Source organism: Streptomyces sp. NPDC048196 (genome assembly GCF_040652715.1).
Classification (GTDB): Bacteria; Actinomycetota; Actinomycetes; order Streptomycetales; family Streptomycetaceae; genus Streptomyces; species Streptomyces siderophoricus.
In genome coordinates, this window is the sequence record NZ_JBEZMM010000051.1 from 1 (window position 1) to 23,276 (window position 23,276).

The 23,276-nt window shown below is 73.0% G+C and carries 21 protein-coding genes and 1 pseudogene; 17 read left to right on the plus strand and 5 right to left on the minus strand.

Annotated elements, in window-relative coordinates; translation table 11 throughout:
• Nucleotides 1–184 precede the first annotated feature (184 nt).
• Both AB0E02_RS32435 and AB0E02_RS32440 read right to left on the minus strand, forming a co-directional pair.
• Nucleotides 185–682 carry a nuclear transport factor 2 family protein gene (locus AB0E02_RS32435; RefSeq protein ID WP_362146077.1) on the minus strand — a complete coding sequence of 166 codons (498 nt, stop codon included), beginning with the start codon at nt 680–682 and terminating at the stop codon, nt 185–187.
• A gap of 34 nt (nt 683–716) precedes the next feature.
• On the minus strand, nt 717–2,096 hold the full coding sequence (locus tag AB0E02_RS32440; RefSeq protein ID WP_362146080.1) for an MFS transporter: 1,380 nt from the start codon (nt 2,094–2,096) through the stop codon (nt 717–719).
• 153 nt (nt 2,097–2,249) lie between these two features.
• Here AB0E02_RS32440 and AB0E02_RS32445 point away from each other — a divergent pair, with 153 nt between their 5' ends.
• The 3 genes from AB0E02_RS32445 to AB0E02_RS32455 all read left to right on the plus strand — a co-directional run bounded on the left by AB0E02_RS32445 (nt 2,250) and on the right by AB0E02_RS32455 (nt 5,877).
• A complete protein-coding gene (locus AB0E02_RS32445) occupies nt 2,250–3,188 on the plus strand; it encodes a LysR family transcriptional regulator (protein ID WP_362146083.1) in 939 nt (312 codons plus the stop codon).
• A 142-nt stretch (nt 3,189–3,330) separates the two neighbouring features.
• Nucleotides 3,331–4,128, plus strand: coding sequence for a carbon-nitrogen hydrolase family protein (locus AB0E02_RS32450; RefSeq protein WP_362146086.1), 798 nt, complete (start codon nt 3,331–3,333; stop codon nt 4,126–4,128).
• A gap of 57 nt (nt 4,129–4,185) precedes the next feature.
• On the plus strand, nt 4,186–5,877 hold the full coding sequence (locus AB0E02_RS32455) for an NAD(P)/FAD-dependent oxidoreductase (protein WP_362146089.1): 1,692 nt from the start codon (nt 4,186–4,188) through the stop codon (nt 5,875–5,877).
• 63 nt (nt 5,878–5,940) lie between these two features.
• Here the strand turns inward: AB0E02_RS32455 and AB0E02_RS32460 are convergent, their stop codons facing one another.
• Both AB0E02_RS32460 and AB0E02_RS32465 read right to left on the minus strand, forming a co-directional pair.
• Entirely contained in the window at nt 5,941–6,870 is a 930-nt protein-coding gene (locus AB0E02_RS32460; RefSeq protein WP_362146092.1) for an LLM class F420-dependent oxidoreductase, read from the minus strand.
• Between the two features lie 150 nt (nt 6,871–7,020).
• Complete coding sequence (locus AB0E02_RS32465) at nt 7,021–7,677, minus strand: DUF5995 family protein (protein ID WP_362146177.1); 657 nt, start codon at nt 7,675–7,677, stop codon at nt 7,021–7,023.
• A 272-nt stretch (nt 7,678–7,949) separates the two neighbouring features.
• Here AB0E02_RS32465 and AB0E02_RS32470 point away from each other — a divergent pair, with 272 nt between their 5' ends.
• The 7 genes from AB0E02_RS32470 (at nt 7,950) to AB0E02_RS32500 (ending at nt 15,016) form a co-directional block, all read left to right on the plus strand.
• Nucleotides 7,950–8,414, plus strand: a complete 465-nt coding sequence (locus tag AB0E02_RS32470) for a phospholipase (protein ID WP_030412039.1) — start codon at nt 7,950–7,952, stop codon at nt 8,412–8,414.
• 221 nt (nt 8,415–8,635) lie between these two features.
• Complete coding sequence (locus tag AB0E02_RS32475; protein WP_362146097.1) at nt 8,636–10,054, plus strand: solute carrier family 23 protein; 1,419 nt, start codon at nt 8,636–8,638, stop codon at nt 10,052–10,054.
• Nucleotides 10,055–10,201: 147 nt separating this feature from the next.
• Nucleotides 10,202–11,512 carry a sensor domain-containing protein gene (locus tag AB0E02_RS32480; RefSeq protein ID WP_362146100.1) on the plus strand — a complete coding sequence of 437 codons (1,311 nt, stop codon included), beginning with the start codon at nt 10,202–10,204 and terminating at the stop codon, nt 11,510–11,512.
• Between the two features lie 80 nt (nt 11,513–11,592).
• The gene (locus tag AB0E02_RS32485; protein ID WP_362146103.1) at nt 11,593–13,047 is read left to right on the plus strand and encodes a hypothetical protein; all 1,455 of its coding nucleotides are present in this window, start codon (nt 11,593–11,595) and stop codon (nt 13,045–13,047) included.
• A 49-nt stretch (nt 13,048–13,096) separates the two neighbouring features.
• Complete coding sequence (locus tag AB0E02_RS32490; protein ID WP_201802445.1) at nt 13,097–13,303, plus strand: MbtH family protein; 207 nt, start codon at nt 13,097–13,099, stop codon at nt 13,301–13,303.
• Nucleotides 13,304–13,307: 4 nt separating this feature from the next.
• Complete coding sequence (locus tag AB0E02_RS32495) at nt 13,308–14,270, plus strand: ATP-binding cassette domain-containing protein (RefSeq protein ID WP_362146108.1); 963 nt, start codon at nt 13,308–13,310, stop codon at nt 14,268–14,270.
• A gap of 8 nt (nt 14,271–14,278) precedes the next feature.
• Nucleotides 14,279–15,016: a 4'-phosphopantetheinyl transferase superfamily protein gene (locus tag AB0E02_RS32500; RefSeq protein ID WP_362146111.1), complete on the plus strand. Its 738-nt coding sequence runs from the start codon at nt 14,279–14,281 to the stop codon at nt 15,014–15,016.
• Nucleotides 15,017–15,076: 60 nt separating this feature from the next.
• Here AB0E02_RS32500 and AB0E02_RS32505 read toward each other — a convergent pair whose 3' ends face one another.
• A complete protein-coding gene (locus tag AB0E02_RS32505) occupies nt 15,077–15,904 on the minus strand; it encodes an AfsR/SARP family transcriptional regulator (protein ID WP_362146114.1) in 828 nt (275 codons plus the stop codon).
• Nucleotides 15,905–16,710: 806 nt separating this feature from the next.
• Between AB0E02_RS32505 and AB0E02_RS32510 the strand changes: the two genes are divergently transcribed.
• The 7 genes and pseudogenes from AB0E02_RS32510 (at nt 16,711) to AB0E02_RS32540 (ending at nt 23,275) form a co-directional block, all read left to right on the plus strand.
• On the plus strand, nt 16,711–17,640 hold the full coding sequence (locus AB0E02_RS32510) for a 3-oxoacyl-[acyl-carrier-protein] synthase III C-terminal domain-containing protein (RefSeq protein ID WP_362146117.1): 930 nt from the start codon (nt 16,711–16,713) through the stop codon (nt 17,638–17,640).
• A gap of 33 nt (nt 17,641–17,673) precedes the next feature.
• The gene (locus tag AB0E02_RS32515) at nt 17,674–19,044 is read left to right on the plus strand and encodes a hypothetical protein (RefSeq protein WP_362146120.1); all 1,371 of its coding nucleotides are present in this window, start codon (nt 17,674–17,676) and stop codon (nt 19,042–19,044) included.
• Nucleotides 19,034–20,293: pseudogene (locus AB0E02_RS32520) on the plus strand (type III PLP-dependent enzyme); the annotation flags it as partial. The gene AB0E02_RS32515 and the pseudogene AB0E02_RS32520, both read left to right, overlap by 11 nt.
• A 90-nt stretch (nt 20,294–20,383) precedes the next feature.
• Complete coding sequence (locus tag AB0E02_RS32525) at nt 20,384–20,671, plus strand: phosphopantetheine-binding protein (RefSeq protein ID WP_362146180.1); 288 nt, start codon at nt 20,384–20,386, stop codon at nt 20,669–20,671.
• Nucleotides 20,668–21,507 carry a hypothetical protein gene (locus tag AB0E02_RS32530; RefSeq protein ID WP_362146123.1) on the plus strand — a complete coding sequence of 280 codons (840 nt, stop codon included), beginning with the start codon at nt 20,668–20,670 and terminating at the stop codon, nt 21,505–21,507. The genes AB0E02_RS32525 and AB0E02_RS32530 overlap by 4 nt, the downstream gene beginning before the upstream one ends.
• The gene (locus tag AB0E02_RS32535; protein WP_362146126.1) at nt 21,504–22,130 is read left to right on the plus strand and encodes a hypothetical protein; all 627 of its coding nucleotides are present in this window, start codon (nt 21,504–21,506) and stop codon (nt 22,128–22,130) included. The genes AB0E02_RS32530 and AB0E02_RS32535 overlap by 4 nt, the downstream gene beginning before the upstream one ends.
• Nucleotides 22,127–23,275, plus strand: coding sequence for an acyl-CoA dehydrogenase family protein (locus AB0E02_RS32540; protein ID WP_362146129.1), 1,149 nt, complete (start codon nt 22,127–22,129; stop codon nt 23,273–23,275). The genes AB0E02_RS32535 and AB0E02_RS32540 overlap by 4 nt, the downstream gene beginning before the upstream one ends.
• Nucleotide 23,276: the final 1 nt, after the last annotated feature.

Here is a 23,276-nt window from a genome sequence, read left to right on the forward strand (position 1 = left end):
ACAACTACCACCGACCCCACACCGGAATCAGCGGCCACACCCCAGCCAGCCGCGTCACCAACCTGTCCGGACAGCACAGCTAGGCCCTGTCGTCACACTCCCGTCCTTCGCCCGGAGGGCGGGCCTCGCGGCGTCCGGTGCGTGCCAGGCGTCGCGAGGCAGGCGGGAGTGTGACGACAGGGCATTAGGCCCCCGGCGCCTGTGCACCCAGGTCGGCCGGCACCCGCGGCGGGGTGCCGCGGGTCCAGACGATCCGCAGCGACGTGGCGGCGATCCGCCAGCCGTCCGCGGTCCGCACCAGAGTGCTGTCGGTGTGCCCCGCGGAGACGAACACCTCCTCCGAGCCGTCGGCGAGGACGTGGGTGCTCAGCTGGGCGCCGCGCACGGTGGCCCGGTCCCCGTCGATCTCGATGACGGGGTTCGTCCCCAGGTGCACGGTCCGGTCGAAGAGGGCCATCCCGGCCCGTACGCGGGCCAGCAGGGCGCCGCGGCCGTGGACCGTGCCGATCGGCATCTCGGCGGTGACGTCCTCGGTGTGGAAGGCCCGGGCCCACTCCTCGTCGAACCGCCCCTCGTCGAGGGAGCGCAGACAGCGGTCCATCAGGTCGCCGATCTCGGCCCGGTCGGTCAGGTACTGGAGCTGGTACTGCATCGCCGCGGTGGCGCTTTCGGTGGAGGTCATACCGCCGAGCCTGCTGCCTCAAGTGGACTTTAGGTCAAGCGCCGGGGTGCCCGGAGCGCGCCCGGGTCCGCAGACCGGCCACCGCGGCGATCCCCGCCACCAGCACCACGCCCGCCGCGATCCGGTACCCCAGCGCGGTGGCCTCGGTGAACGCGGTGGTCACCGCCGCGCCGTGCCCGGTGCCCGCGGCGAACCGCACCGACAGCACGGTCCCGACCACGGCGATCCCCAGCGCGGCCCCCAACTCCCGTGCGGCGCCCTGGAGTCCGGAGCCCATCCCCGACCGGTGGGCCGGCACCGACGCCACGATCGCATGCGACAGCGTCGGCATCGCCAGCCCCGCACCCACCGACATCACCAGCAGGAACACCAGGTACAGCGGATACGGGGTGCCGGCGTCGGCGGTGGACATCAACAGCAGGCCCACCGCGATCAGCCCCAGCCCCGCACCCACCGCCCTGGCCTCGCCGGTCCGGTGCGCCCAGCGCATGCCGTACCGCGTCACCGCCATCATCCCGACGGCCAGCGGCACGATCGCGAACCCGGTCTGCAGCGGCGAGTAGCCCTTCACGTACTGCAGGAACTGGGCGTTGACGTAGAACAGCGCGAACATCCCGAAGAACGTCACGGCGATCCCGAGGGCGCCGGCCCGCAGCCGCGGCAGCCGGAACAGCCGCGGGTCCAGCACCGGATGCGCGGCCCGCAGACCGTGCCGGACGAACACCGCGAACACCACCAGCGCCAGGGCGAAGGCCCCCGTCACCGTGGCCGACCCCCAGCCCCGCTCCGGGCCCTCGATGATGCCGAAGAGCAGCGCGCCCGCCCCGAGGACCAGCAGCACCGAGCCCGGCAGGTCCAGCGCGGCGGTCTGCCGGGGGACCCGCGGCGCGACCGCGGCGACCCACGCCAGCAGGCCCAGCCCGAGCGGCACGTACGCCCAGAACAGCCCCTGCCAGGGCAGGTACTGGAGGATCAGCGCGCCGCCCGCGTTGCCCACCATGCCGCCGATGCCCAGCGCCGTGCTCCAGGCGGCGACCGCCCCGGCCCGGCGGTCCGGCGGGGTCGCGTGCAGCAGGACGGACATGGTCGCCGGGACCAGCAGCGCGGCGCCCGCGCCCGAGACGGCCCGGCCGGCCAGCAGTACCGGCAGGGAGCCCGCCACCGCGCTGAGCAGGGCACCCGTCGCGAAGACCCCGAGCCCGGTCAGCAGCACGCCCTTGCGGCCGTAGCGGTCGCCCAGCGCCCCGGCGGGGATCAGCAGCCCCGCGAAGACCAGGACGTAGGTGTCGACGATCCACAGCAGCTGGGCGGCGGACGGATGCAGTCCGCTCGACGCTATCCGGGGGATCGCGAGGTTCATCGCGGCCACCAGCGACTGCGCGACCAGCACACAGGCGCACATCGCGGCCGTCACCGCACGCCGCCGGCCGGGGCCGGCCGAGGGTCTGCGAAGGGAGTCCGAGGAAGAGGAATCCGAGGAAGAGGAAGGGGACGGAGGCAGTGTCGAGGTCATGGGCGGGACGCTAGGGTCACCGTGGATTAACCTCAAATGCAAGGTGTGCACTTCATGATTGCGCGAAACGCAAACATCGACCTCAACCTGCTGACGGCCCTCGACGCGCTGCTCGAAGAAGAGAGCGTGACCGCGGCCGCCGACCGCCTCGGCCTCTCCGGACCGGCCATGAGCCGCGCCCTCGGCCGGATCCGCCGCACCCTCGGCGACCCCGTCCTGGTCCGCGCCGGCCGCCACATGGTCCCCACCCCGCGCGCCCTGGAGATCCGGGCCGAGGTGCGCCGGCTGGTGGACGCCGCCCACGGCGTGCTCGCCCCCGCCGCCCCCGCCGATCCGGCGCAGCTGGCCCGGGCCTTCACCCTCAGCGCCAACGACCTCGTCGTCACCGCCGTCGGCCCGCGCCTGGTCGCCCGGGTCGCCGAGGAGGCCCCGCAGGTCGTGCTGCGCTTCCTCGGCGAGAGCCATGTCGACGTGCCGCTGCTCCGGGACGGCGCCGCCGACCTGGAACTCGGGGTGATCGACAGCACCGAACCGGAGATCCGTTCCGAGGAGCTGTTCACCGACCGCGGGGTCGCGGTGGTCCGCGACGGCCACCCGCTCACCGAGGGCCGGCTCACCGCCCGCCGCTACGCCGCCGCGCCGCACCTGAACTTCACCCGCCGCGGCCGGCTCACCGGCCCCATCGACACCGCGCTGGCCGCCCTCGGACTGCGCCGCAAGGTGATCGCCACCGTCCCCACCTTCGCCGCCTCGCTGATGATGGTCCGCGACACCGACGCGGTCGGCTTCGCCAACGAGGTGATCGCCGCCTCGACGGTCCGCGCCCTGGACCTGCGCACCCTGCCCATCCCGCTCGACCTGCCCTCGATGAGCATGGCGATGGCCTGGCACCCCCGCCAGGAGGCGGACGCCGGACACGTCTGGCTGCGCGGACTCGTCCGCCGGGTGGTAGGGGAAACGATCGCCGCCGGACCCCCGCCGGAGGCCCGATGACCTCTGGCGCAACGAATCGCCGCGGAGGCGCTTGAACGCGCAATGAATCGTCCGGCCGCACGCAACGGTGGCGCCTTGTCCGGAATCGTCACCGCCCCGTACCGTCATTGCGTCCCGCCCGAACCGTTCGCCGAGGGGTCCCATGACATCGCTGCACACCGCCCTGCTCCAGAGTTCGGGCCGGCCCGGCGATGTCGCCCACAACCTGCACGTCCTCGAAGGCGCGGCCCGCGCGGCCGCCGCGCAGGGCGCCGGACTGCTCACCGCGCCCGAGATGTTCCTCACCGGCTACGCCATCGGCGCGGACGTGCCCAAGCTCGCCGAGCCCGCCGACGGCCCCTCCGCGGACGCCGTCGCCCGGATCGCCGCGGACCACGGCCTGGCGATCGCCTACGGCTTCCCCGAGCGGGACGGTGACACGGTCTACAACGCGGTCCAGCTGATCGACGCCCGGGGTGAGCGCCTCGCCACGTACCGCAAGACCCACCTCTTCGGCTGCTTCGAGCGCGAGTGGTTCACGCCGGGCGACCGGCCGGTCGTCCAGGCCGAGCTCGGTGGCCTCCGCATCGGCCTGATGATCTGCTACGACGTGGAGTTCCCGGAGAACGTCCGGGCGCACGCGCTGGCCGGCACCGACCTGCTGCTGGTGCCCACCGCGCAGATGCACCCGTTCCAGTTCGTCGCGGAATCGCTGGTCCCGGTCCGCGCCTTCGAGAACCAGATGTACATCGCGTACGTCAACCGCACCGGTCCGGAAGGGGAGTTCGAGTTCGTCGGGCTCTCCACGCTCGTCGGCCCGGACGGCGTCGCCCGGGCCCGCGCCGGCCGCGGCGAGGAGCTGGTCTCCGCCGACGTCGACCCGGCCTTCCTCGACGCCTCCCGCGAGACCAACCCCTACCTGAGCGACCGCCGCCCGGAGCTCTACGGGTCCCTCGTCTGACCCTCCCCCCACCGCCCCGCCCCGCCTTCAGCTTTCCCCGCAAGGAGTCCGTACCCCATGACGTCCACGGTGCCCCCCGCCGTCCCGCACACCGAAGCGCAGCCGCCGATCACCATGTTCGGCCCGGACTTCCCGTACGCGTACGACGACTTCCTCGCCCACCCGGCGGGCCTCGGCCAGATACCGGCGACCGAGCACGGCACCGAGGTCGCGATCATCGGCGGCGGCCTCTCCGGCATCGTCACCGCCTACGAGCTGATGAAGATGGGCCTCAAGCCCGTCGTGTACGAGGCGGACCAGATCGGCGGCCGGCTGCGCACCGTCGGCTTCGACGGCTGCGAGGAGAGCCTCAACTGCGAGCTGGGCGCGATGCGCTTCCCGCCGTCCTCGACGGCGCTGCAGCACTACATCGACATGGTGGGCCTCGAGACCAAGCCGTTCCCCAACCCGCTCGCCGAGTCGACCCCGTCGACCGTCGTCGACCTCAAGGGCGAGTCGCACTACGCCGAGACGGTCGACGACCTGCCCCAGGTCTACCGGGACGTCGCGGACGCCTGGAACAAGTGCCTGGACGAGGGCGCCGACTTCTCCGACATGAACCAGGCCATGCGCGAGCGCGACGTACCGCGCATCCGCGAGATCTGGGCGAAGCTCGTCGAGAAGCTCGACAACCAGACCTTCTACGGCTTCCTCTGCGACTCCGACGCCTTCAAGTCCTTCCGCCACCGCGAGATCTTCGGCCAGGTCGGCTTCGGCACCGGCGGCTGGGACACCGACTTCCCCAACTCCATCCTGGAGATCCTGCGCGTCGTCTACACCGAGGCCGACGACCACCACCGCGGCATCGTCGGCGGCTCCCAGCAGCTGCCGCTGCGCCTGTGGGAGCGCGAGCCGCAGAAGATCGTGCACTGGGCCCAGGGCACCTCGCTGTCGTCGCTGCACGACGGCACGCCCCGCCCGGCCGTGACCCGGCTGCACCGCACCGCCGGCAACCGCGTCACCGTCACCGACGCCTCCGGCGACATCCGCTCCTACAAGGCGGTCGTCTTCACCGCCCAGTCGTGGATGCTGCTGTCCAAGATCGCCTGTGATGACGAGCTGTTCCCGATCGACCACTGGACGGCGATCGAGCGCACCCACTACATGGAGTCGTCCAAGCTCTTCGTCCCCGTCGACCGGCCGTTCTGGCTGGACAAGGACGAGGACACCGGCCGCGACGTGATGTCCATGACGCTGACCGACCGGATGACCCGCGGGACCTACCTGCTGGACGACGGCCCCGACCGGCCGGCCGTCATCTGCCTCTCGTACACCTGGTGCGACGACAGCCTCAAGTGGCTGCCGCTGGACGCCAACGAGCGGATGGAGGTCATGCTGAAGTCGCTCGGCGAGATCTACCCGAAGGTCGACATCCGCAAGCACATCATCGGCAACCCGGTCACCGTCTCCTGGGAGAACGAGCCCTACTTCATGGGCGCGTTCAAGGCCAACCTGCCCGGCCACTACCGCTACCAGCGGCGGCTGTTCACCCACTTCATGCAGGACCGCCTCCCCGAGGACAAGCGCGGCATCTTCCTCGCCGGCGACGACATCTCCTGGACCGCCGGCTGGGCCGAGGGCGCCATCCAGACCGCGCTCAACGCGGTGTGGGGCGTGATGCACCACCTCGGCGGCACCACCGACGCCACCAACCCCGGCCCTGGTGACGTGTACGACGAGATCGCCCCGGTCGAACTGCCGGAGGACTGACCTCGGCTCCACCCCCGGGGCTTCATCCGGGGGCCCCTCCTCCCAGCCCGCGCGGGCGGCCGGTCACACCCCGGCCGCCCGCGCCGCCGTGTACACCTCCGCCGCGAGATCCTTGAGCTCCTCGGCGTCCCGGGCGTGGCCCTGCAGATCGATCAGGATCTCCTCCACGCCCACCGCGGCGTGCGCGGCGAGATCCTCGACGATCTGCGCCACGCTGCCCTGGAACGGCCGGCGGCCCGGGCCCTCGTACGGAGCGCCGGTGTGCTCGGTGTTCACCCGCAGCACGCTCTGCACCGGCTCCTCGCGGCCCCGTTCGGCGGCCAGCTCCTGCAGCCGCTTCCACTGCTCGGCGAGCCGCTCGGCACCCGTACCGACCGGCATCCAGCCGTCCGCCCGGTCCACCAGCCGGCGCAGCGCCCGCGGGCTGTTGGCGGGCAGCAGGATCGGCAGCGGCCCCTTCGGCTTGGGCCCGACCTCGGACGGGGCGATGGTGGTCAGCTCGCCGTCGTACGCCACCGGGTCCGGGCCCCACACCGCGCGGCAGACATCGATCAGCTCGTCGAGCACCTTCCCGCGCCTTTCGAACGGGGCGACCGCGGCGGCCGCGTACTCGTCCAGTGACCAGCCGGTACCCAGGCCCGCGACCACCCGGCCGCCGCTCGCCGCGTCCAGCGACGCCAGCTGGCGGGCCAGTTGGAACGGTACGTGCAGCGGGGCGACCAGCACGCTCGTGCCCAGCCGGGCCCGCCGGGTGGCGCCCGCGGCCAGGGCCAGCGTCACCAGCGGGTCGGCGACCGAGCGGTACTGGTCGGGCCAGGGCAGCCCCGGGATGCCGTACAGGCCCTGGGTGGCGGGCTCCGGGAACAGGATCCGCTCGAAGACCCACAGGCTCTGATAGCCGGTCTCCTCCGCGGCCCGGGCCACGTCGGGAACGTCCCGTCCGATGGCGTACTGCCGCATCTGCGGAAGGCTCAGACCGAGTCGGATGGCCATGCGGCGCACTCCTTGGTGTCGGTGTGGGGTGGGGGTGCGGGGTGGAGGTCGGGTGTCGCGTCGGTGCCGTTCCCTTGTTCGTGGCTCCTTCAACTTACCTACTGCACAAGGGAGTTCGCAGGAAGGTGCCTACGGGGCCGGCGGGCGGGCTCAGCCGGGCAGCGGGGTCAGCAGCACCCGGCCCACCAGGCCGACGCCGGCGTCCAGCCGCTCGGTGAACTCCTCCGTTACCTCCGGCAGCCGGCGCACGCTCCACAGGGCCCGGGCCGCCACCCAGGCGCCGTCCCGGGCCTTGTCCAGGCTCCAGGAACCGATCAGATGGGTCAGCGGATCGGCGATGTCGAGCAGATCGGGGCCGGGCATCAGCTGCTCGCGGATCCGCTCCTCCAGGCTCGTCAGCACCCCGCCCACCCGGTCGAAGTCGCCCTCCAGCGCCGCCGGTTCGCAACGCAGCGCCCGGCAGGTGTCCAGCACGGCGAGCGCGAGGTCGTGGCCGATGTGCGCATTGATCCCGGCCAGGGCGAACTGCAGCGGATGGACGCCGGGGTGGCGGCGCAACTGGAACAGCGGGCGCCAGCAGGCCGGCGGCCGCAGCCCGGCGGCCGCGGCGTCCACCGCGGCGAAATAGCGCCGGGCGAACCGGACGTCGAGCTCCCCGGCGGCCGCCGGGTCCCGGAAGGCACCGTCACCGAGGCGTCGCGCCACCGCCTCGGTGACGGTCAGATACACGCCGTTGAAGACGGCCACCCCGTCCCCGGCGGGCAGCGCCGCGTCCAGCGCCCGCATCCGCGCCAGCACCCCGGCCACGTCGCCGGGCGGCTCCTGCCGGGGTGACGCGGTGCCGATCCGACCCGGTTCGCCGGATTCCTGAATCGTCGTCATCCGCCCAGCCTGACAGTTGCCTTGCGGAAATCCGCGTTTCCCGGGCGGCGTTGACCGGAACGGGGTAATAATCGGCGCGCCCTCTTGTGGCTCTCCGGAGAGCCACAAGAGCGGCAACGGCCTTTGAGAAACCCATATCTTTTCGCGTTCCAGGAAGCGCCGCGGTGAACGTGGTGCAGAATTCCGGAGGTTGGCGCATGTCCCGAAGACGTATACCCGCACTCACCGCCCCGCTCCTGGCCATAGCGGCGCTGCTGACCGCAGCCGCTCCCGCCCCGGCCGCCCAGGCCGTGCCCGCCGACAAGCCGCGGGTGCTGTCGAACTGGACCCAGACCGGCGCGGCCAGCTACACGCAGTGGGCCGCCGCCCGGGATCACCGGTCGAAATGGGCCGCCTACCGCTTCGACTGGAACACCGATTACTGCTCCAAGTCGCCCGACAACCCCCTCGGCTTTCCCTTCCACCTCCGCTGTGCGCGCCATGACTTCGGCTATCGCAACTACAAGCGGATGGGCACCTTCAAGGCGAACAAGGCCCGGCTGGACAAGGCGCTGTACGAGGACCTGAAGCGGGTCTGCGGCGGCTACTCGGGTGCCCGCAAGGTCTCCTGCAAGGCCCTGGCCTGGACGTACTACCAGGCGGTCAAGAAGTACGGCCACTGAGGCCCGGGGCGCCCGGGGACCTCGTGGTACGGCGGAGCGCAGCTCCCGGGGGTGTCCCTCCCCCCGGTCCTGGTCGTACGGCGAGGTCCCCCGTCCGGCAGCGCGCTCGCGCCCGGCAGCGGCGGCCGGGCCGTCGACGCGGTTTGTCCTGACGCAGTCGTTCGACTATGAATCACCTCGGCTCTGTGACGTGCAGGGCGTCGCGGAAGTGGAGAGTGATCATGGCCGGCTTCGGGTGGAAGCTACATGGGGACGGGCGGCACCTGAATCCGGGGGAGGTGGTCCGGCCCGGCGAGCGCCTGACGTGGGGCCGCACCATCGCGCTCGGCGCCCAGCACGTCGTCTCGATGATCGGCGCGTGTTTCGTCGCACCCGTGCTGATGGGGCTGGACCCCAGCCTCGCCCTGATGGCGTCGGGCGTGGCCACGGTGCTTTTCCTGGTGATGACCCGCGGACGCATTCCGAGCTACCTGGGGTCGTCGCTGTCCTTCGTCGGGGTGTCCGCCGTCATCGCCGGCCAGGGCGGAAACGCCGGCACGCTGACGGGTGCGATGCTCGTCGTGGGTGCCGCTCTGGCGGGCTGCGGAATCGTCATCCACATCCTCGGCGCCCGGGTGATCCACGCGGTTCTGCCGCCCGTGGTGACCGGTGCGGTCGTGATGCTCATCGGTTTCAATCTCGCCCCGGTGACGGCGTCCGTCTATTGGCCGCAGGATCAATGGACGGCCCTGGCAACCATGTTGTTCACTGGTCTCGCCCTCGTGGTCCTGCGCGGGTTCTGGTCGCGTATTGCCATTTTCCTGGGTCTGGTTTTCGGATACGTGCTGTCCTGGGTTCTCGACCGCACCGCGGGAATGATTCATTCCGCCAATGGTGCGGGGAAGGTGACCGACCACTGGCGCATCGATTTCTCCGGTGTGGAGAAGGCCCACTGGATCGGCCTCCCGGATTTCCACGCCCCCAACTTCTCGGCCTCCGCAATTCTCGTGGCGCTGCCCGTCCTGGTGGCGCTGGTCGCGGAGAACGCCGGACACGTCAAGGCGGTCGGGGAAATGACCGGCGACCCGCTTGAGGACAAGATGGGCATGGCCATCGTCGCCGACGGCACGGCCACCGTTCTCTCCACCGCGGTCGGCGGCCCCGCCACCACGACGTACGCCGAGAACATCGGCGTGATGGCGGCCACCCGGGTCTACTCCACCGCCGCCTACTCCGCCGCGGCGGCCTTCGCGGTGCTGTTCGGCCTGTGCCCGAAGTTCGGTGCGGTGGTGGCCGCGATCCCCGGCGGGGTGCTGGGCGGCATCACGGTCATCCTCTACGGCATGATCGGCCTGCTGGGTGCCCAGATCTGGATCCGGAACGGGGTGGACTTCACCGTGCCGCTGAACCTCATCCCCGCGGCGGCCGGCATCATCATCGCCATCGGAGGCGTCTCGCTGAAGTTCACCGAGCACTTCGAACTCAGCGGCATCGCCCTCGGGACGCTCATCGTGCTGACCGGCTACCACTCCCTCCGCTGGCTCTCCCGGGCCGCCGGTCAGCGCCGCATGCCGCTCCTCGACGCGGGGACCAGCGGCTACGACGGGTCCGCGGACCGGAACGACGGATCCGCCGACCGGAACGACGGACCGGCGTCGTAGCCGTCCCGGGCCGTACGGGCCGTCCGGTGCCGAACGGAGGTCCGGCACCGGAACGGCGCCCGAAAGAGGGGAGTTAGCTCCCCTGCGTCGCGGTGTGCCTCAGGGGATGCTTGATCCACCTACCGCTGACAGTGAAACGAGGCGACGATGAACGAGCATGGTGCCGTGGTGGGCCTCAGGCCCGGCTGGGGCGGGTCCGCCGCCCTGTTATGGCGAGGCGTGGTGCTGACCGGACTGGCGCTGACCGAGGTCCTGCTCCTGGTCTGGGTGACCCTCGTGGTCGCCCTGGCCTGCGTCGGCGTCGGGATCCCGCTGCTGCCCGGGGCGCTGGACACCGTGCGCGCCGACGCACGGCTGCAGCGCAGGCTCGCCCTGGAGTGGACGGGGGTGCGGGTGCCCGAGCCGTACGCACCCGAACCACCCGGTCAGGCCCGGCTGCCGGGCCTGCGCCGGGTGCACCGGATGATCGGGGATCCGGCCACCTGGCGTGATCTGCTCTGGCTGCTGATCAACCCCTGCATCGGACCGGTCCTGGCGCTGCTGCCCGCGGTGGCCCTGGCGCACGGGCTGTTCGGGCTGATCCTGCCGTTCATCTGGCAGCCCGTGGTGGAGAGTTGGGACAACACCTGGTTCCTCTTCCTGCCGGTGCAGAGCCTGCCCGCGGCGATCGGGGCGGCCGGCCTGGGCGTCGTGGAGATCGTGGTCTCGGTGGGGTACCTGCCCCGGGTGATGCTGCCGCTGCACGGCCGCTGGGTGCGTGCCGTACTGGGCACCTCCCGGACCGTGTTGTCGGCACGCGTCGACCACCTGACGCACTCACGGTCGGACGCGATGCGCATGCAGGCCGGGGAGATCCGCCGCATCGAGCGGGACCTGCACGACGGGGCGCAGGTGCGGCTGGTCGCCCTCGGCATGACGCTCTCCGCGGCCGAGTCCCTGCTGGAGGAGAACCCGCAGGCGGCGCGCGCCCTGCTCCTGGCCGCCAAGCAGGACTCCACCAAGACGCTCAACGAGATCCGGGACCTGGTCAACGGCGTCCACCCGCCGGTGCTCGCCGACCGCGGTCTGGTCGACGCGGTCCGCACCCTCGCCCTCGGCATCCCGCTGAAGATCCAGGTCGCCGGTTCCCTGCCGGGACGGCTGCCGGAGCCGGTCGAGTCCGCCGCGTACTTCTCCATCGCCGAACTCCTCGCCAACGTCACCAAGCACGCGGGGGCCCGTGAGGCACACGTCGACATCCGGCACGCCGACGGTGCGCTGCGCGTCGCGGTGCACGACAACGGCGCGGGCGGGGCCGACCTGAAGAAGGGCAACGGTCTGAAGGGGGTCGAACGCCGGCTGGCGGTCTTCGACGGGCCCCTCGCGATCACCAGCCCCGACGGCGGCCCCACCACGGTGGCCTTCGAGATCCCCTGCGACCTCGCCGACCCGTCCGACGACCGAGCGGCGACCAGGTGACACATCGAGCCCCGGGCAGCAGCCCCTGCGTACCGCGGGGGCTGCTGCCCGCCGGCCCGAGGGAGAAGGGTGGCAGGCATATGGCGTTACCTCGGTGCGGAGTCGTCGGTACGGCACGGTGGGCCGTCGGCGATCCGGAACGGGCGGTCCGCGGCTGGCTGGTCGTCGTCGGTCTCGCGGTCTTCTTCGGCACCCTGGTCCGGCCGTTCGGCGTGGCCGGCCGGTTCGGGCCCCCGGTGGCGCTCCTGGCACTGGTCACCGGTGCCCTAGCCACGGCCGGCGGGACGCGCCTGCGGCAGCTCGCGACGCTCGCCTGGGGCGGGGGACTGGCGGCGCTCGGCGCTCTGGTGACGCCGGGCGGAGCCCCGGCCGCCGCGGTGGTGGCCGTGGTGGGCCTGGTGCTGGGCCTGGACCTGCTCCCCGCCCACGTACGCCGGTACCGGGAGGAGAGCACCCGCGGATACCGTCCCGCCGCGGCGCTCACCATCGTGGCCGGCACCTCCGGCCGGTCCGTGGTGCGCAGCGCCGGCCTGCTGCTGCTGACCGCGGCCGGGCTCGCGGTGACCGGGGCCCCGGCAGCGCCCGGGGTCGCGGTCGGGACGGCGGTGGTGGCCGTGGTGGCGACGGTGACGGCGACCGTCGCGGTGCCCGCCGCGCTCGTGCTCGGCGACCGGTGCCGCCGCGCCGCGCCGCGCCGCGTGCCCCGCCGGGCGGAGTCCTCCCGGGCGTCCCGGCTGCACCGCGCGGTGCTCGGCCGGGTGACGGACCGTGCGCCGGCCGGCCTCGTCCTGGCCGCCGGGGTACTCGCCCTCCTCGCCGGGGTGTTGACCCGGGCGGCCTCCGGTGCGCCGTGGCCGTGGTCGGCCGGGGGAGCGGTGCTGCTGGTCCTCACCGCGGCCGGCGCCGCGCTGGCCCTGCGGTCCTGGGTGCTCGGTCCGCTGGTCGTGCTGTCCATGGCCCTGGTGATCTCCGTGACATGGGTGGTGCTCGGCGACCTGGCGCCGGTGTTCGTGGCACCGGCCGGCCAGGGCCCGCCGGCGGGCCGGTGGGCGCCGGTGGCCGCCTGGCTGGTGCTGGCGGCGCTCGTCCTGCCCCGGTACGTGCGGGCGGCGGGCCGGATCCGGGAGAACCGGCGCCTGGGCATGCCGGCCGGCGCCGCCGCCCAGGACGGCTGCTGCCGCGCCGGGCTCCCGCTCGCCGCGCCGGCCGCCCTACTGGTGGTGGCCGGGTGGCTCCCGGCCGTCGGGCCGCTGGCCCAGATGCGGTCGGCGGCCGTGGTGGCCGCGGTCTCCGCCGTCGCCGTCGAGCTGCTCGTCGGCGTGGTCGCGCTGCCCGCCTGGTGCGCCTGGCGCGGGACGCACGGGGACCGCGGGGAGTCGGGCAGCGGCCCGGCGGAGCTCCTCGGGCGGATCACGGGCCGGCCCGCCGCGCCGCGCCCCGACCGGCTGCTCTCCGGGCGGACGCAGCCCGAATACCCGGTGCGCGGACCGGCGGCCGTGCTCAGCCGTTCGTCAGTCCCGCGTCAGCGCGCTTGAGCATAGTGAGCAGGACCACGCCGGCAGGCGAGAGGACGAGGGGCGGCCCATGAGTAACCCGTTCGACGATGCAGAGGGAACCTTTCACGTGCTGGTCAACGACGAGAACCAGCACAGCTTCTGGCCGGCGTTCGCCGAGGTCCCCGAGGGCTGGCGGCCGGTGCTCACCTCGGTGACCCGGCAGGAGGCCGCCGGTTACGTCGAGGAGCACTGGACGGACCTGGACCCCGCCCGTCTCGGTAACCGGGGAGCCTGACGACGTGCCGGACGCGACGGCGGCCATCGAGGTCGAGGGACTGCGCAAGAGCTACAAGGGCGTCGAGGTGCTGCGCGGGGTGGACCTGCGCGTGCCGGCCGGCAGCGTACTGGGACTGCTCGGTCCCAACGGCGCGGGGAAGACCACCACCGTGCGCGTGCTCAGCACCCTCGTGCGGCACGACGCCGGGACCGTCCGGGTCGCCGGGTACGACGTGGCGGGCGAGGCCCGGCAGGTGCGGCGCCGGATCGGCCTGTCGGGCCAGTACGCCGCGGTCGACGAGCAGTTGACCGGCTGGGAGAACCTGACGCTGCTCGGGCGGCTGCTCGGGATGGGCCGCCGGGACGCCCGGGCCCGGGCCGGGGAACTGCTGGAACGCTTCGGCCTCGGCGCCGCGGCCGGGCGGCCGCTCGGCACCTACTCCGGCGGGATGCGCCGGCGCCTGGACCTGGCCAGCACCCTGGTGGGTTCGCCCGAGGTCATCTTCCTCGACGAACCCAGCACCGGCCTCGACCCGGCCAGCCGGATCGCGCTGTGGGACGTGATCAGGGAACTCGTGGCGCAGGGCGTCACCGTCCTGCTGACCACGCAGTACCTGGAGGAGGCCGACCAACTGGCCGACCACATCTCGGTGATCGCGGACGGCGTGGTGGTGGCCGAGGGCACCGCCGACGCGCTCAAGCGCAAGGTCGGGCAGGAGCGGCTGGAGATCACCCTCGCCGACGCGGCGGGCCTGGCCACGGCACGCCGGACCCTGCGCACCGTGGTGACCGGCGAACTGACGGAGGACGCACAGCGCGGCGTACTCGGCTGGCAGCTCGACGACGGGCTCGCCGGGATCGCCGCCGCCGCGTCCGCGCTCCACGGCGCCGGGATCGAGGTGGTCGACTTCGCGCGGCGGCGCCCCTCGCTGGACGACGTCTTCCTCGGCCTGACCGGCCGGCAGGCCGTCGACGGGCAGGGGTGAGCCGGGCCGTGGCCGAAGCCCCCGTGTGCCGGGTGTGGTGGGCCCCCCTCGTCGACGATCCGGCTGCCCGGGCCCTGCTCGACGCGGACGAGCGGGCCCGCCGCGAACGGCTGCACCAGGCGGCGGACCGGGCCCGTCTGACGACCGGACGGGCGCTGATCAGAACGGTGATCGGCCGGCTCACCGGGACGCCGCCGCGGCGGGTGGCCTTGCACCGGCGGTGCCGGCACTGCGGCGGTCCGCACGGCAAGCCGTTCGTGCCCGGTGCCGGGGTGCGCTTCTCACTCGCCCATGCCGGTGACCGGGTGGTACTCGCCGTCACCGAGGGCCCGGAGCCCGGGGTGGACGTCGAGCGGGTCCCCGCCCGGTCCGTGCGGCGGCTGGCCCCGCGGGTGCTGGCCGAGGACGAGTACCGCGCCTTCCAGGCGCTCCCCGAGCACCGGCGGAACGTGGCCTACGCGGTGTACTGGACGCGGAAGGAGGCCCTGCTGAAGGCGGTCGGGCTGGGCATCGTTGTGCCCAAGCGCGACATCACCGTCTCCGGACCGGGCCGTTCGGCGGCGCTCGTGGCGTGGCGGGGACCGTACGCCGCCGGGCCGTTCGCCCTGTTCGACCTGGAGCCGGGCCCCCGGTACGCCGGGGCGCTGGCGGTGCACGGCCGCTCGGCGCGGGTCGAGGAGCGGTTCCTGGCGCACCCTCTTGACGACGGCCGAGAGGCGGCCGGGCGACGCCGGCCGCCTCCCTGACGCGACGCCCGCGTCAGCGGTCTGCCGAATCCCTTGCTGGGCAAGTATTTTGACGGAACGTCATGATGCAGATGTCTGGGGCAGTCGCGCGTCGATGGCCACGTCCTGGGTGAGGATCGCGCGCTGCAGGCTGCGCAGCTTGCGGCCCGGTTCCACGCCGAGCTCGTCCTGCAGCCAGGAGCGGACCCGCTGGAAGGTGGCGAGGGCCTCCTGTTGGCGCCCGGAACGGTACAGCGCGACCATCAGCAGCTCGGTCAGGCGCTCGCGTTCGGGGTGTTCCAGGGCGAGTTGCTCCAGCCCGTTCACCACGCGGTAGCCGCCGCCGAACAGCTTGGCCTCGTAGAGGTCCTCCAGGGTGCTCAGCCGCTGGCTGGCCAGCCGGCTCATCTGGTTCTGGCAGCGCAGGCCGCCCAGCACGTCGAGCAGTGCGTCCCCGCGCCACAGGGCGAGCGCCTCCTCCAGCACCGCGACGGCCTCGTCGGGCGCGTGCGGGAGCAGGGCCGCCCCCTGTGCGGCGAGCGTGTCGAACCGGTGGGCGTCGACCCGGACCGGCGGGACGTCCAGCAGGTAGCCGTTGGCCGAGGTGCGCACCATCAGGGTGCCCGGCGTCCCGGTGATCCGCTCCAGCGCGTCGCGCAGCCGGTGGACCCCGGCCTGCAGCGCGTTCTTCGGGTTCTTCCAGGGCCGGTCGGTGAGGAGTTCGTCGATGAGGAAGTCGATGGAGACGACCTCTTGGGCGGAGAGGGCGAGCACGGCGAGCAGGGCCCGGGCACGGTTCGGCCCGACGCCGTAGGACTTCCCCCGGTGGGCGACTTGTAAGGGGCCCAGTAAGCCGACCGACACCTCGCCCGTGTCCATGTTGTCCCCGTTCAGGATGTGCACAGCCATCTGTCTTCCATTCTTCTTCTCCCGGTGGTCAGCGTTCGGCGCCTGCTCCCTGTACGCGGCATTCGGCGTCTTCCCCTGTCCTCACTTCGGCGTCGCCGGACGGGCACAAACGCGTGATCCCGCCTGGTCGTTGCGGGTGCAGAACGGCGCATGCGTGGGCATGCACCAAGAACCCCTACTTCCCCCGGAAAAGCGGACGGGAGAATTCCGTGCGCGGGGCGATGAGGTCAGGCTCGCGAACGAGCGAGCCTCCGGGAGATTCCCCACTGGACAACGGTCCGGCATTGCTGCATGAGCTGGTCCCCCCTGGGCCTGAGCTGCTGACCATCACTGTGCGCGTACTACGTGCTGAGCGTGGGTCCATGCTTTTCGGCCACGCCAAGCTAACACACGCCGTACTGGTCAGTGATATCGCGCGAGAGGTGCTTTTGCCTTCCCCTTACGGAAAATCCCGGGGGCGGCCGCCGCCGGGGGTGCCGGTCCGCCCGGGGCCGGGGAGGGCACGGGACGGCAGACCCGTACGGGCCGGGCGCGGGCGCCGGCGCCCCGCGCGGCGGCGAGGTTGCGGAAGGGTGGATTCTCCTTGGCCACGGCCTTTCCTCGTCGCGCGCAGGGAAAAGACGTGTGATGGCTCGAAATGGGTCAGGGGACGGACTGGATGCCGGACGCTCACCCGGCGAATACCACCGGCCGTTGATCGGCGTGGTCAGTGCTCAGTCAGTGCCTCGTCAATCGGCGCGATTACTTTGGGGCCGTTCCCCGCACCCAATTCGGGGACAGTCGGGCTCGAAAGGAGTCGGCGGGCTGTGACCTCAATAGTCGAGGTATCCACGCACTGGCCGTCACCGGTTTCCCTCGCGGAGCGTCAGCACGACCTGGGACTCACGGACGCGGAACTGCGCCGCTACATCCGGGGGTTCGGACTTTCCCGGATCTGCTGGGACGAGGAGGTCCCGGAGAAGGAGTTGCTCCTCTCCGCCCTGGAGAAACTGCCGTCGCTGCGGGGTGCGGAAGAGCGGGTGCGTTTCCTGATCCGCGCCCGGACCTTGCGTGCGCCGTCGCCGTATCCGCACAGCGTGCTCCAGGAGATACGGCGCGAGGCCGGGCTGCGGCACGCCCGCACCTTCGCGTTGACCGAGCACGCCTGCGCCTCCGGTCTGCTGGCGGTGGAGGTCGCGGGGACGCTGCTGGCGGAGGAGGGCGACCCCGAGGCGCTCGCGCTGATCCTGACCGGGGAGAAGGCACTGACCCGGGAGACCCAGTTCGTGCCCGGGGTGGGCCCCACCGGCGAGGCGACCGCCGCCGTACTGGTGGCGGCGTCCGGGACCCGCGACCGGGTCCGCGGCTTCGCCACCCGGACCGTGTCCACCGGCCACCCGAAGATGGTGATGACGCCGGAGGCGGCCCGGTCCTTCCGCGGGATGTACGCCGACGTCCTCACCGAGGTCATCGACGAGGCGGTCGGCGCCGCCGGGCTGACCATGGGCGAGATCGCCCTGGTGCTGCCGCACAACGTGAACCGGGTCGCGTGGACGAACCTCGCGGACCGGCTGGGCACCCGCACCGAACGGGTGCTCCTGGACAACGTCCCGCGCACCGGGCACTGCTTCGGGGCCGACCCGTTCGTCAACTACGTCACGGCCTGCGAGCTGGGCAGACTCCGCCCCGGTGACCACTACCTGATGGTGGCCGTCGGGCTCGGGGCGTGCTTCGCCGCGATGGTCGTGGAGCACTGAGCGCCCCGGGTGTACGGGGAGGACGGAGATGCGGTGGAGGAGAACTTCAGCCGGCGGCTGAAGACCGCGGTGGCCGGTGACCCGGGTGCGTCCCTGGTGTTCCTGGGCAACTTCGAGGTCGAGGAGGAGTGGGCCCGCGGCGAGACCGGGCTGCCCCGGCTCTCGTCGGCCGGCAACAGCGCCGTGGTCAACCGCATGGAGGAGTTCGCGCTGCTGCTGGGCGACGCCGACGACCACGTCGTCCTCAAGTCCCGGCCCGACGAGGACTACCTGGACCACCTGCGCGGGCTGGGCCTGGCCCTGCCCACCGTGCACGTGGTGGCCGACCAGCGGCCGGACCACATGGTCACCCGGGATGCCTTGGCGGACGACGCGCTGATCGCCACCCTCGGGGAACTGGCCGAACGGGGCGCGCTGCTGGCCCCGCACGGCGTCTCCGCCCTGGAGGAGGAGCTCGCCGCCCGGGCCCGGATCCCGCTGGCCGCCCCGCCGGCACCGCTGTGCAAGGCGGTCAACAGCAAGGTCTACAGCCGGCGCGCCGCGGACGCGGCCGGGCTGCGGCAGCCGCGCGGCTGGGCCTGCGAGACGCTCGGCGAACTCGACGCCGTGCTGCCGGACGCCGCCGAACTGTGCGAGCAGGGCACGCGGTTGATGGTCAAGGAGGCGTTCGGCGTCTCCGGCAAGGGCATCGCGGTCGTCGACGGCCGGCGCCGGCTCGACCGGCTGCACACCGTGATCACCCGGAGCGCCCGTGCCGCCGGCACCGACGGCGCCGCCTTCGTGATCGAGGAACGGGTGGCCAAGGACCGGGACCTCAACTACCAGATCACCGTGGGCCGGGACGGCACCGTGCGGCTGGACTTCGTCAAGGAGGCCCTCACCGAGGGCGGGGTGCACAAGGGCCACCGCTTCCCGCCCGACCTGACGTCACGTCAGCTCGACGTGATCCGACACGCCGCCGGGTTGCTCGGCAAGCAACTGGCGTCCGACGGGTTCTTCGGCGTGGCCGGCATCGACGCGATCGTGGACACCGACGGCGGTGTCTTCCCGGTGATCGAGATCAACGCCCGCAACAACATGTCCACCTACCAGGTCCGGCTCCAGGAACACGTGCTCGCCCCGGGGCAGTCCGCCCTCGCCCGCCACTACCCCCTCCGGCTGCGCCGGGAGCTGCCGTTCGCCGCCGTGCGCCGGCTGCTGGACGGCCTGCTGCTGCGGGCGCCGGGGGAGGAGGGGCTGGTCGTCAACAACTTCGCCACCGTCAACGCCGGCGCCGGCTCCGGGCCCTACCAGGGGCGGCTGTACGGACTGCTGGTCGGCGCCCCCGAACGGCTCCCCGCGCTGGACGAGGCCGTCTCCAAGCAACTGGCCACCCTTACGGAGGAGCCCGCCGATGCCCGCTGAGTTCACCGTGCAGAACCTCGGGATCACCACCCTCGCCGAGCAGTTCGGCACCCCGCTGTACCTCTACGACGGCGACCGCCTGACCGGCCGCATGGACGCGCTGAACGAGCTGCTCCACCCCCGGCTGGAGATCTTCTACTCGCTCAAGGCCAATCCGAACGTCTCCGTCTGCGCCCTGCTGCACGCGCACGGGGCCCGGGCCGAGGTCTCCTCGCTGACCGAGCTGCTGACCGCACGGGCGGCCGGGGTGGCCGCCCGCGACATCGTCTTCCTCGGCCCCGGCAAGAGCCGTGAGGAACTCGGCGCCTGCCTCCGCCACGGCGTGTACGCGGTCATCTGCGAGTCCTTCCAGGAACTGGCGGCGATCGAGGAGCTGGCCGGGGAGCTGGGGCTGACCGCTCCGGTCGCGCTGCGCGTCAACCCGAGCTTCACCGTGAAGGGTTCGGGGCTCACCATGGGCGGCAAGCCCCGCCAGTTCGGCATCGACGAGGAACAGCTGCTGGGGTCGGAACCGCTGGGCAAGCAGCTGACGCAGGTGCGGCTGATGGGCGTGCAGGTGTACATGGGCACCCGCATCCTCAGCGAGGAGGCCGTCGTGCTCAACACCGAGCGCATCCTCGACCTCGCCGAACGCATCGCGGCGCACCACGGCTTTCCCCTGGAGATGGTCGACGTCGGCGGCGGCCTCGGCGTCGCCTACTTCGACGGCGAACGCGACCTCGACCTGGCGCGGCTGGCGGCCGGCGTCAATCCGGTCCTGGACGCCTTCGCCGAAGCCCACCCCGACACCCGGCTGATCATGGAACTCGGGCGCTATCTGGTGGCCGAGAGCGGGACGTACGTGGTCCGGGTCGGCTACACCAAGACCTCGGCCGGGGAGAACTTCGCGGTCGCCGACGGCGGCACCAACCACCACATGGCCGCCGTGGGCATCGGGTCGTTCGTCAAGCGGAACTTCCCCATCGAACTGCTCAACCGGCCCGGCACCGGCGCCACCGAACCGTGGAACATCACCGGACCGCTGTGCACGCCCAACGACACCATCGGCAAGAAGGTGCCGCTGCCGCCGCTGCGGACCGGTGACCTCCTCGGCGTACGGCGGTCCGGCGCGTACGGCCCGAGCGCCTCACCGGTGTTCTTCCTCTCCCACGGCCACCCCGCCGAGGTGCTGGTCCACCGCGGGCGGGCGCACCTGGTCCGGGACGCCGACACCCCCGGCGACCTGCTGGCCCGACAGCACCTGTACGACCCGGCGTCGTCCGCCGTGCGCCCGCCGCTCGACTCGCTCCCCACCGCCTGGGCCCGGCACCCGGGCCGGCCCCCTACCGAAGGACACGACATGACCGAAGCGACCATCCAGCAGCCCACGACCGAGCAGGACCGGGTCACCGCCGCCGTCACCGAAGCCCTCGGCGACGTCCTCCAGCGCGACCTGACCGGCCTGGAACCCGGCACCAGGCTCTTCGACGAACTCGGCCTCGACTCCACCGGCGTGCTCGACCTGCTGCTCGCCCTGGAGGAGCTGCTGGACTGCGAGTTCGACACGGAGAACCTGGAGATGAGCCACTTCGCCACCGTCGGCTCGCTGGCCGACCACCTCGTGGGCGAGCTGAGAGCGCAGCGGTGACGCTCGCCCTGACGGTGTCCGCGACGGCACACCGCCGCTTCCCGGCCGGGGCCACCCGCCCCGGCGCCGCCGACGACGACCGGTACCACGCCCGGGTCGCCGCCGGCGCCGGCGTGCCCCTGCGGGAAGCCGGCCGGCCGACGGTCACCGGATCCACCTTCGAGGACATGGCCCTCGCCCTGCTGGACCCGCTCGGCGCCCAGGACCGCCCCGTCGACCTGCTGTTGCTCGCCTACGCGACGCCCGACCTGCACCCGCTGACGCTCACCGGGCCCACACTGGCCGCCCGCCTGCCCGGCCGGCCCCGGCTCTTCGGCGTCACCGACACCGGCGTCTCGGCCCCCTTCACCATGCTGGCGCTGGCCCGCTCCAGCGTGCTCCGCCACCGCCTCCGGAGGGTGCTGGCGTTCGCCTTCGACCAGTCGGACCTGCCGTACGACGCTCCGCCGCCACCGGACCGGCGGGTGGCGGGCGACGCCGCGGTGGCGCTGGTCGTCGAGCCGGCGCCGGACGGCGCCCCGGACGGGCTCCGGGTGCGCCAGCGGGCGGGCGTCCCCGTCGAGGAGGTGCCGCGCACCCTCGACACCCTCGCGGCCGAACTCGCCGCCGACGGCGCCTCCACGGTCCTGGTCGGCGCCGGGGTGGGGGAGCGCTGGCAGCCGAGGATCCCGCACGTGGCGCTCCGGCACACCCCGGAAGGCTGGCCGTGCACCGCGTTGTTCGGAGCGCTGGCCGCACTGCGCCCGGCACCGGACGACGCCCCGGTGCTGCTCGCCGAGTACGACCGGTCCCTCGGTGACCTGTCGGTCTGCCGCGTCGGCCCGGTGGCCGCATGAGCGCCGCGGCCGGGGTGAGCGCCCCGCCCGACCACCGTCAGCTGTACGCCGCGGCCCGGGACGAGGGCCCGGCGGCCGCCCTGCGGGCCCTGCTGACCCGGCACGGCCCGCACGCCCTGGACGGCGGCGCCGCCGGCCACGCCGTCCTGCCGGAGCCCGCGGGCCCGGTGGCCGGCCGGGTGCTGCGCCGGTACCCGCTGCCCGGCGGGCCCGTGGTCCTGGTCCGGCGCGCCCCGGGCGCCCCGCCGTCCGCCCCCGCCGACCCGCCGGCCCTGCTCTGGATCCGGTTCGGGCTCACCGCCGGACTCCGCACCGCCACCCTGTCCCGGCTGGGCCGACGCGCCGGCGGGGACGGCACCATCCTGATGCACCAACTGGTCAAGGCCCAGGCCGCGGAGGCGTACGCCGGCGAGCTGGAGCTCACCGCCCACGCCGCCTCGCTCGTCCCGGCCGGCGCGACGCCGGCGCAGCTGCGGCAGCTGCACTCACAGATCACCCGCACCGACCGGGCCTGGCTGCGGCTGCTGGGCGCCCACGGCTTCCTGCGCGAGGGCCCCGGCGGCGTCGCCGAGGTGTCGGAACTGCTGGCCGACGTCTACCTGCACGCGGAGGAGGAACGGTGAACGATGACGCACGGCTGGCCGCGCTGCGCGACCGGGCCCGCGAGTGGGGCGACCAGTTCCGGGCCGCCGCACTGGAGCTGGACCGGGACCCGGACGCCGTCCACCGCCACCTGGACCTGCCGGGGGTCCGCCACCTGCGCACCTACGGCACACCGCGCGAGTACGGCGGCCGGCCGCTGAGGGTCGGCCCGTACGTCTTCGAAGGCACCGGCGCCGTGGAACACGTCGTGGTGCTGGAGGAACTGGCGCGCGGAGACGCGGGGCTGACCCTCGCCGCGCCCGGGCCGTCGATGTCCGGCGTGCTGGTGGACAAGCTGGCCGACCCGGCGCAGCGCGCGGAGTACTACACCCGGATCGTGAGCGAACCGACCTGGACCTGCTTCGCGTTGACCGAACCCGGCCACGGCTCCGACGCCTCGGCGATGGAGACCACGCTGCGCCCCGGTGCCGACGGCCGGCTCGTGCTGACCGGCCGCAAACGCTACGTGGGCAACGCCGCCCGCGCCCAGCTCGCCGTGGTCTTCGCCCGCACCGGAAGCGGGCCGCTCGGTGTGACGGCCGTCCTGGTCGACACCGGGTGCGCCGGCTGGCGGGCCGAGCCGCTGGACACGCTCGGACTGCGCGGCGCGCAACTGGGCGCCCTCACCCTCGACGACCTCCCCGTCGGGCCCGAGCGGGTGCTCGGTCGCCACCTGTCGCCGGTCCGCCGCGGCATGTGGGCCTGTATCCAGGTGTTCAACCGGCTGCGTCCCGGGGTGGCGGCGCTGGCCCTCGGCATCGCCGGGGCGGCCCATGCCTACGTCGTCGAGCAGCGGCCCGCCGCCCGTGGCACCGCCCGGGACCGCATCGAGGAACTGGGCCGCCGGATCGAGGCCACCCGGTCCCTGGTGCTCCGGGCCGCCGCGGAGGTGGACGCCACCGGCGACGGGCACCTCGCCTCGGCCGCCAAGGCGCGGGCCTGCGCACTGGCCGAGGAAGTGACGCTGGCCGCCTGCGAACTGCTGGCGCCCGCCGCCCGGGCCGGCCACCCGCTGCTGGACAAACTGGCGCGGGACGCCCGGGGCGTCGAGTTCATGGAAGGCACCCGCAACATCCAGCACCTCAACCTCTTCCCCGCGCTGCTGTCCGGACAGGCCACCGGCTGAC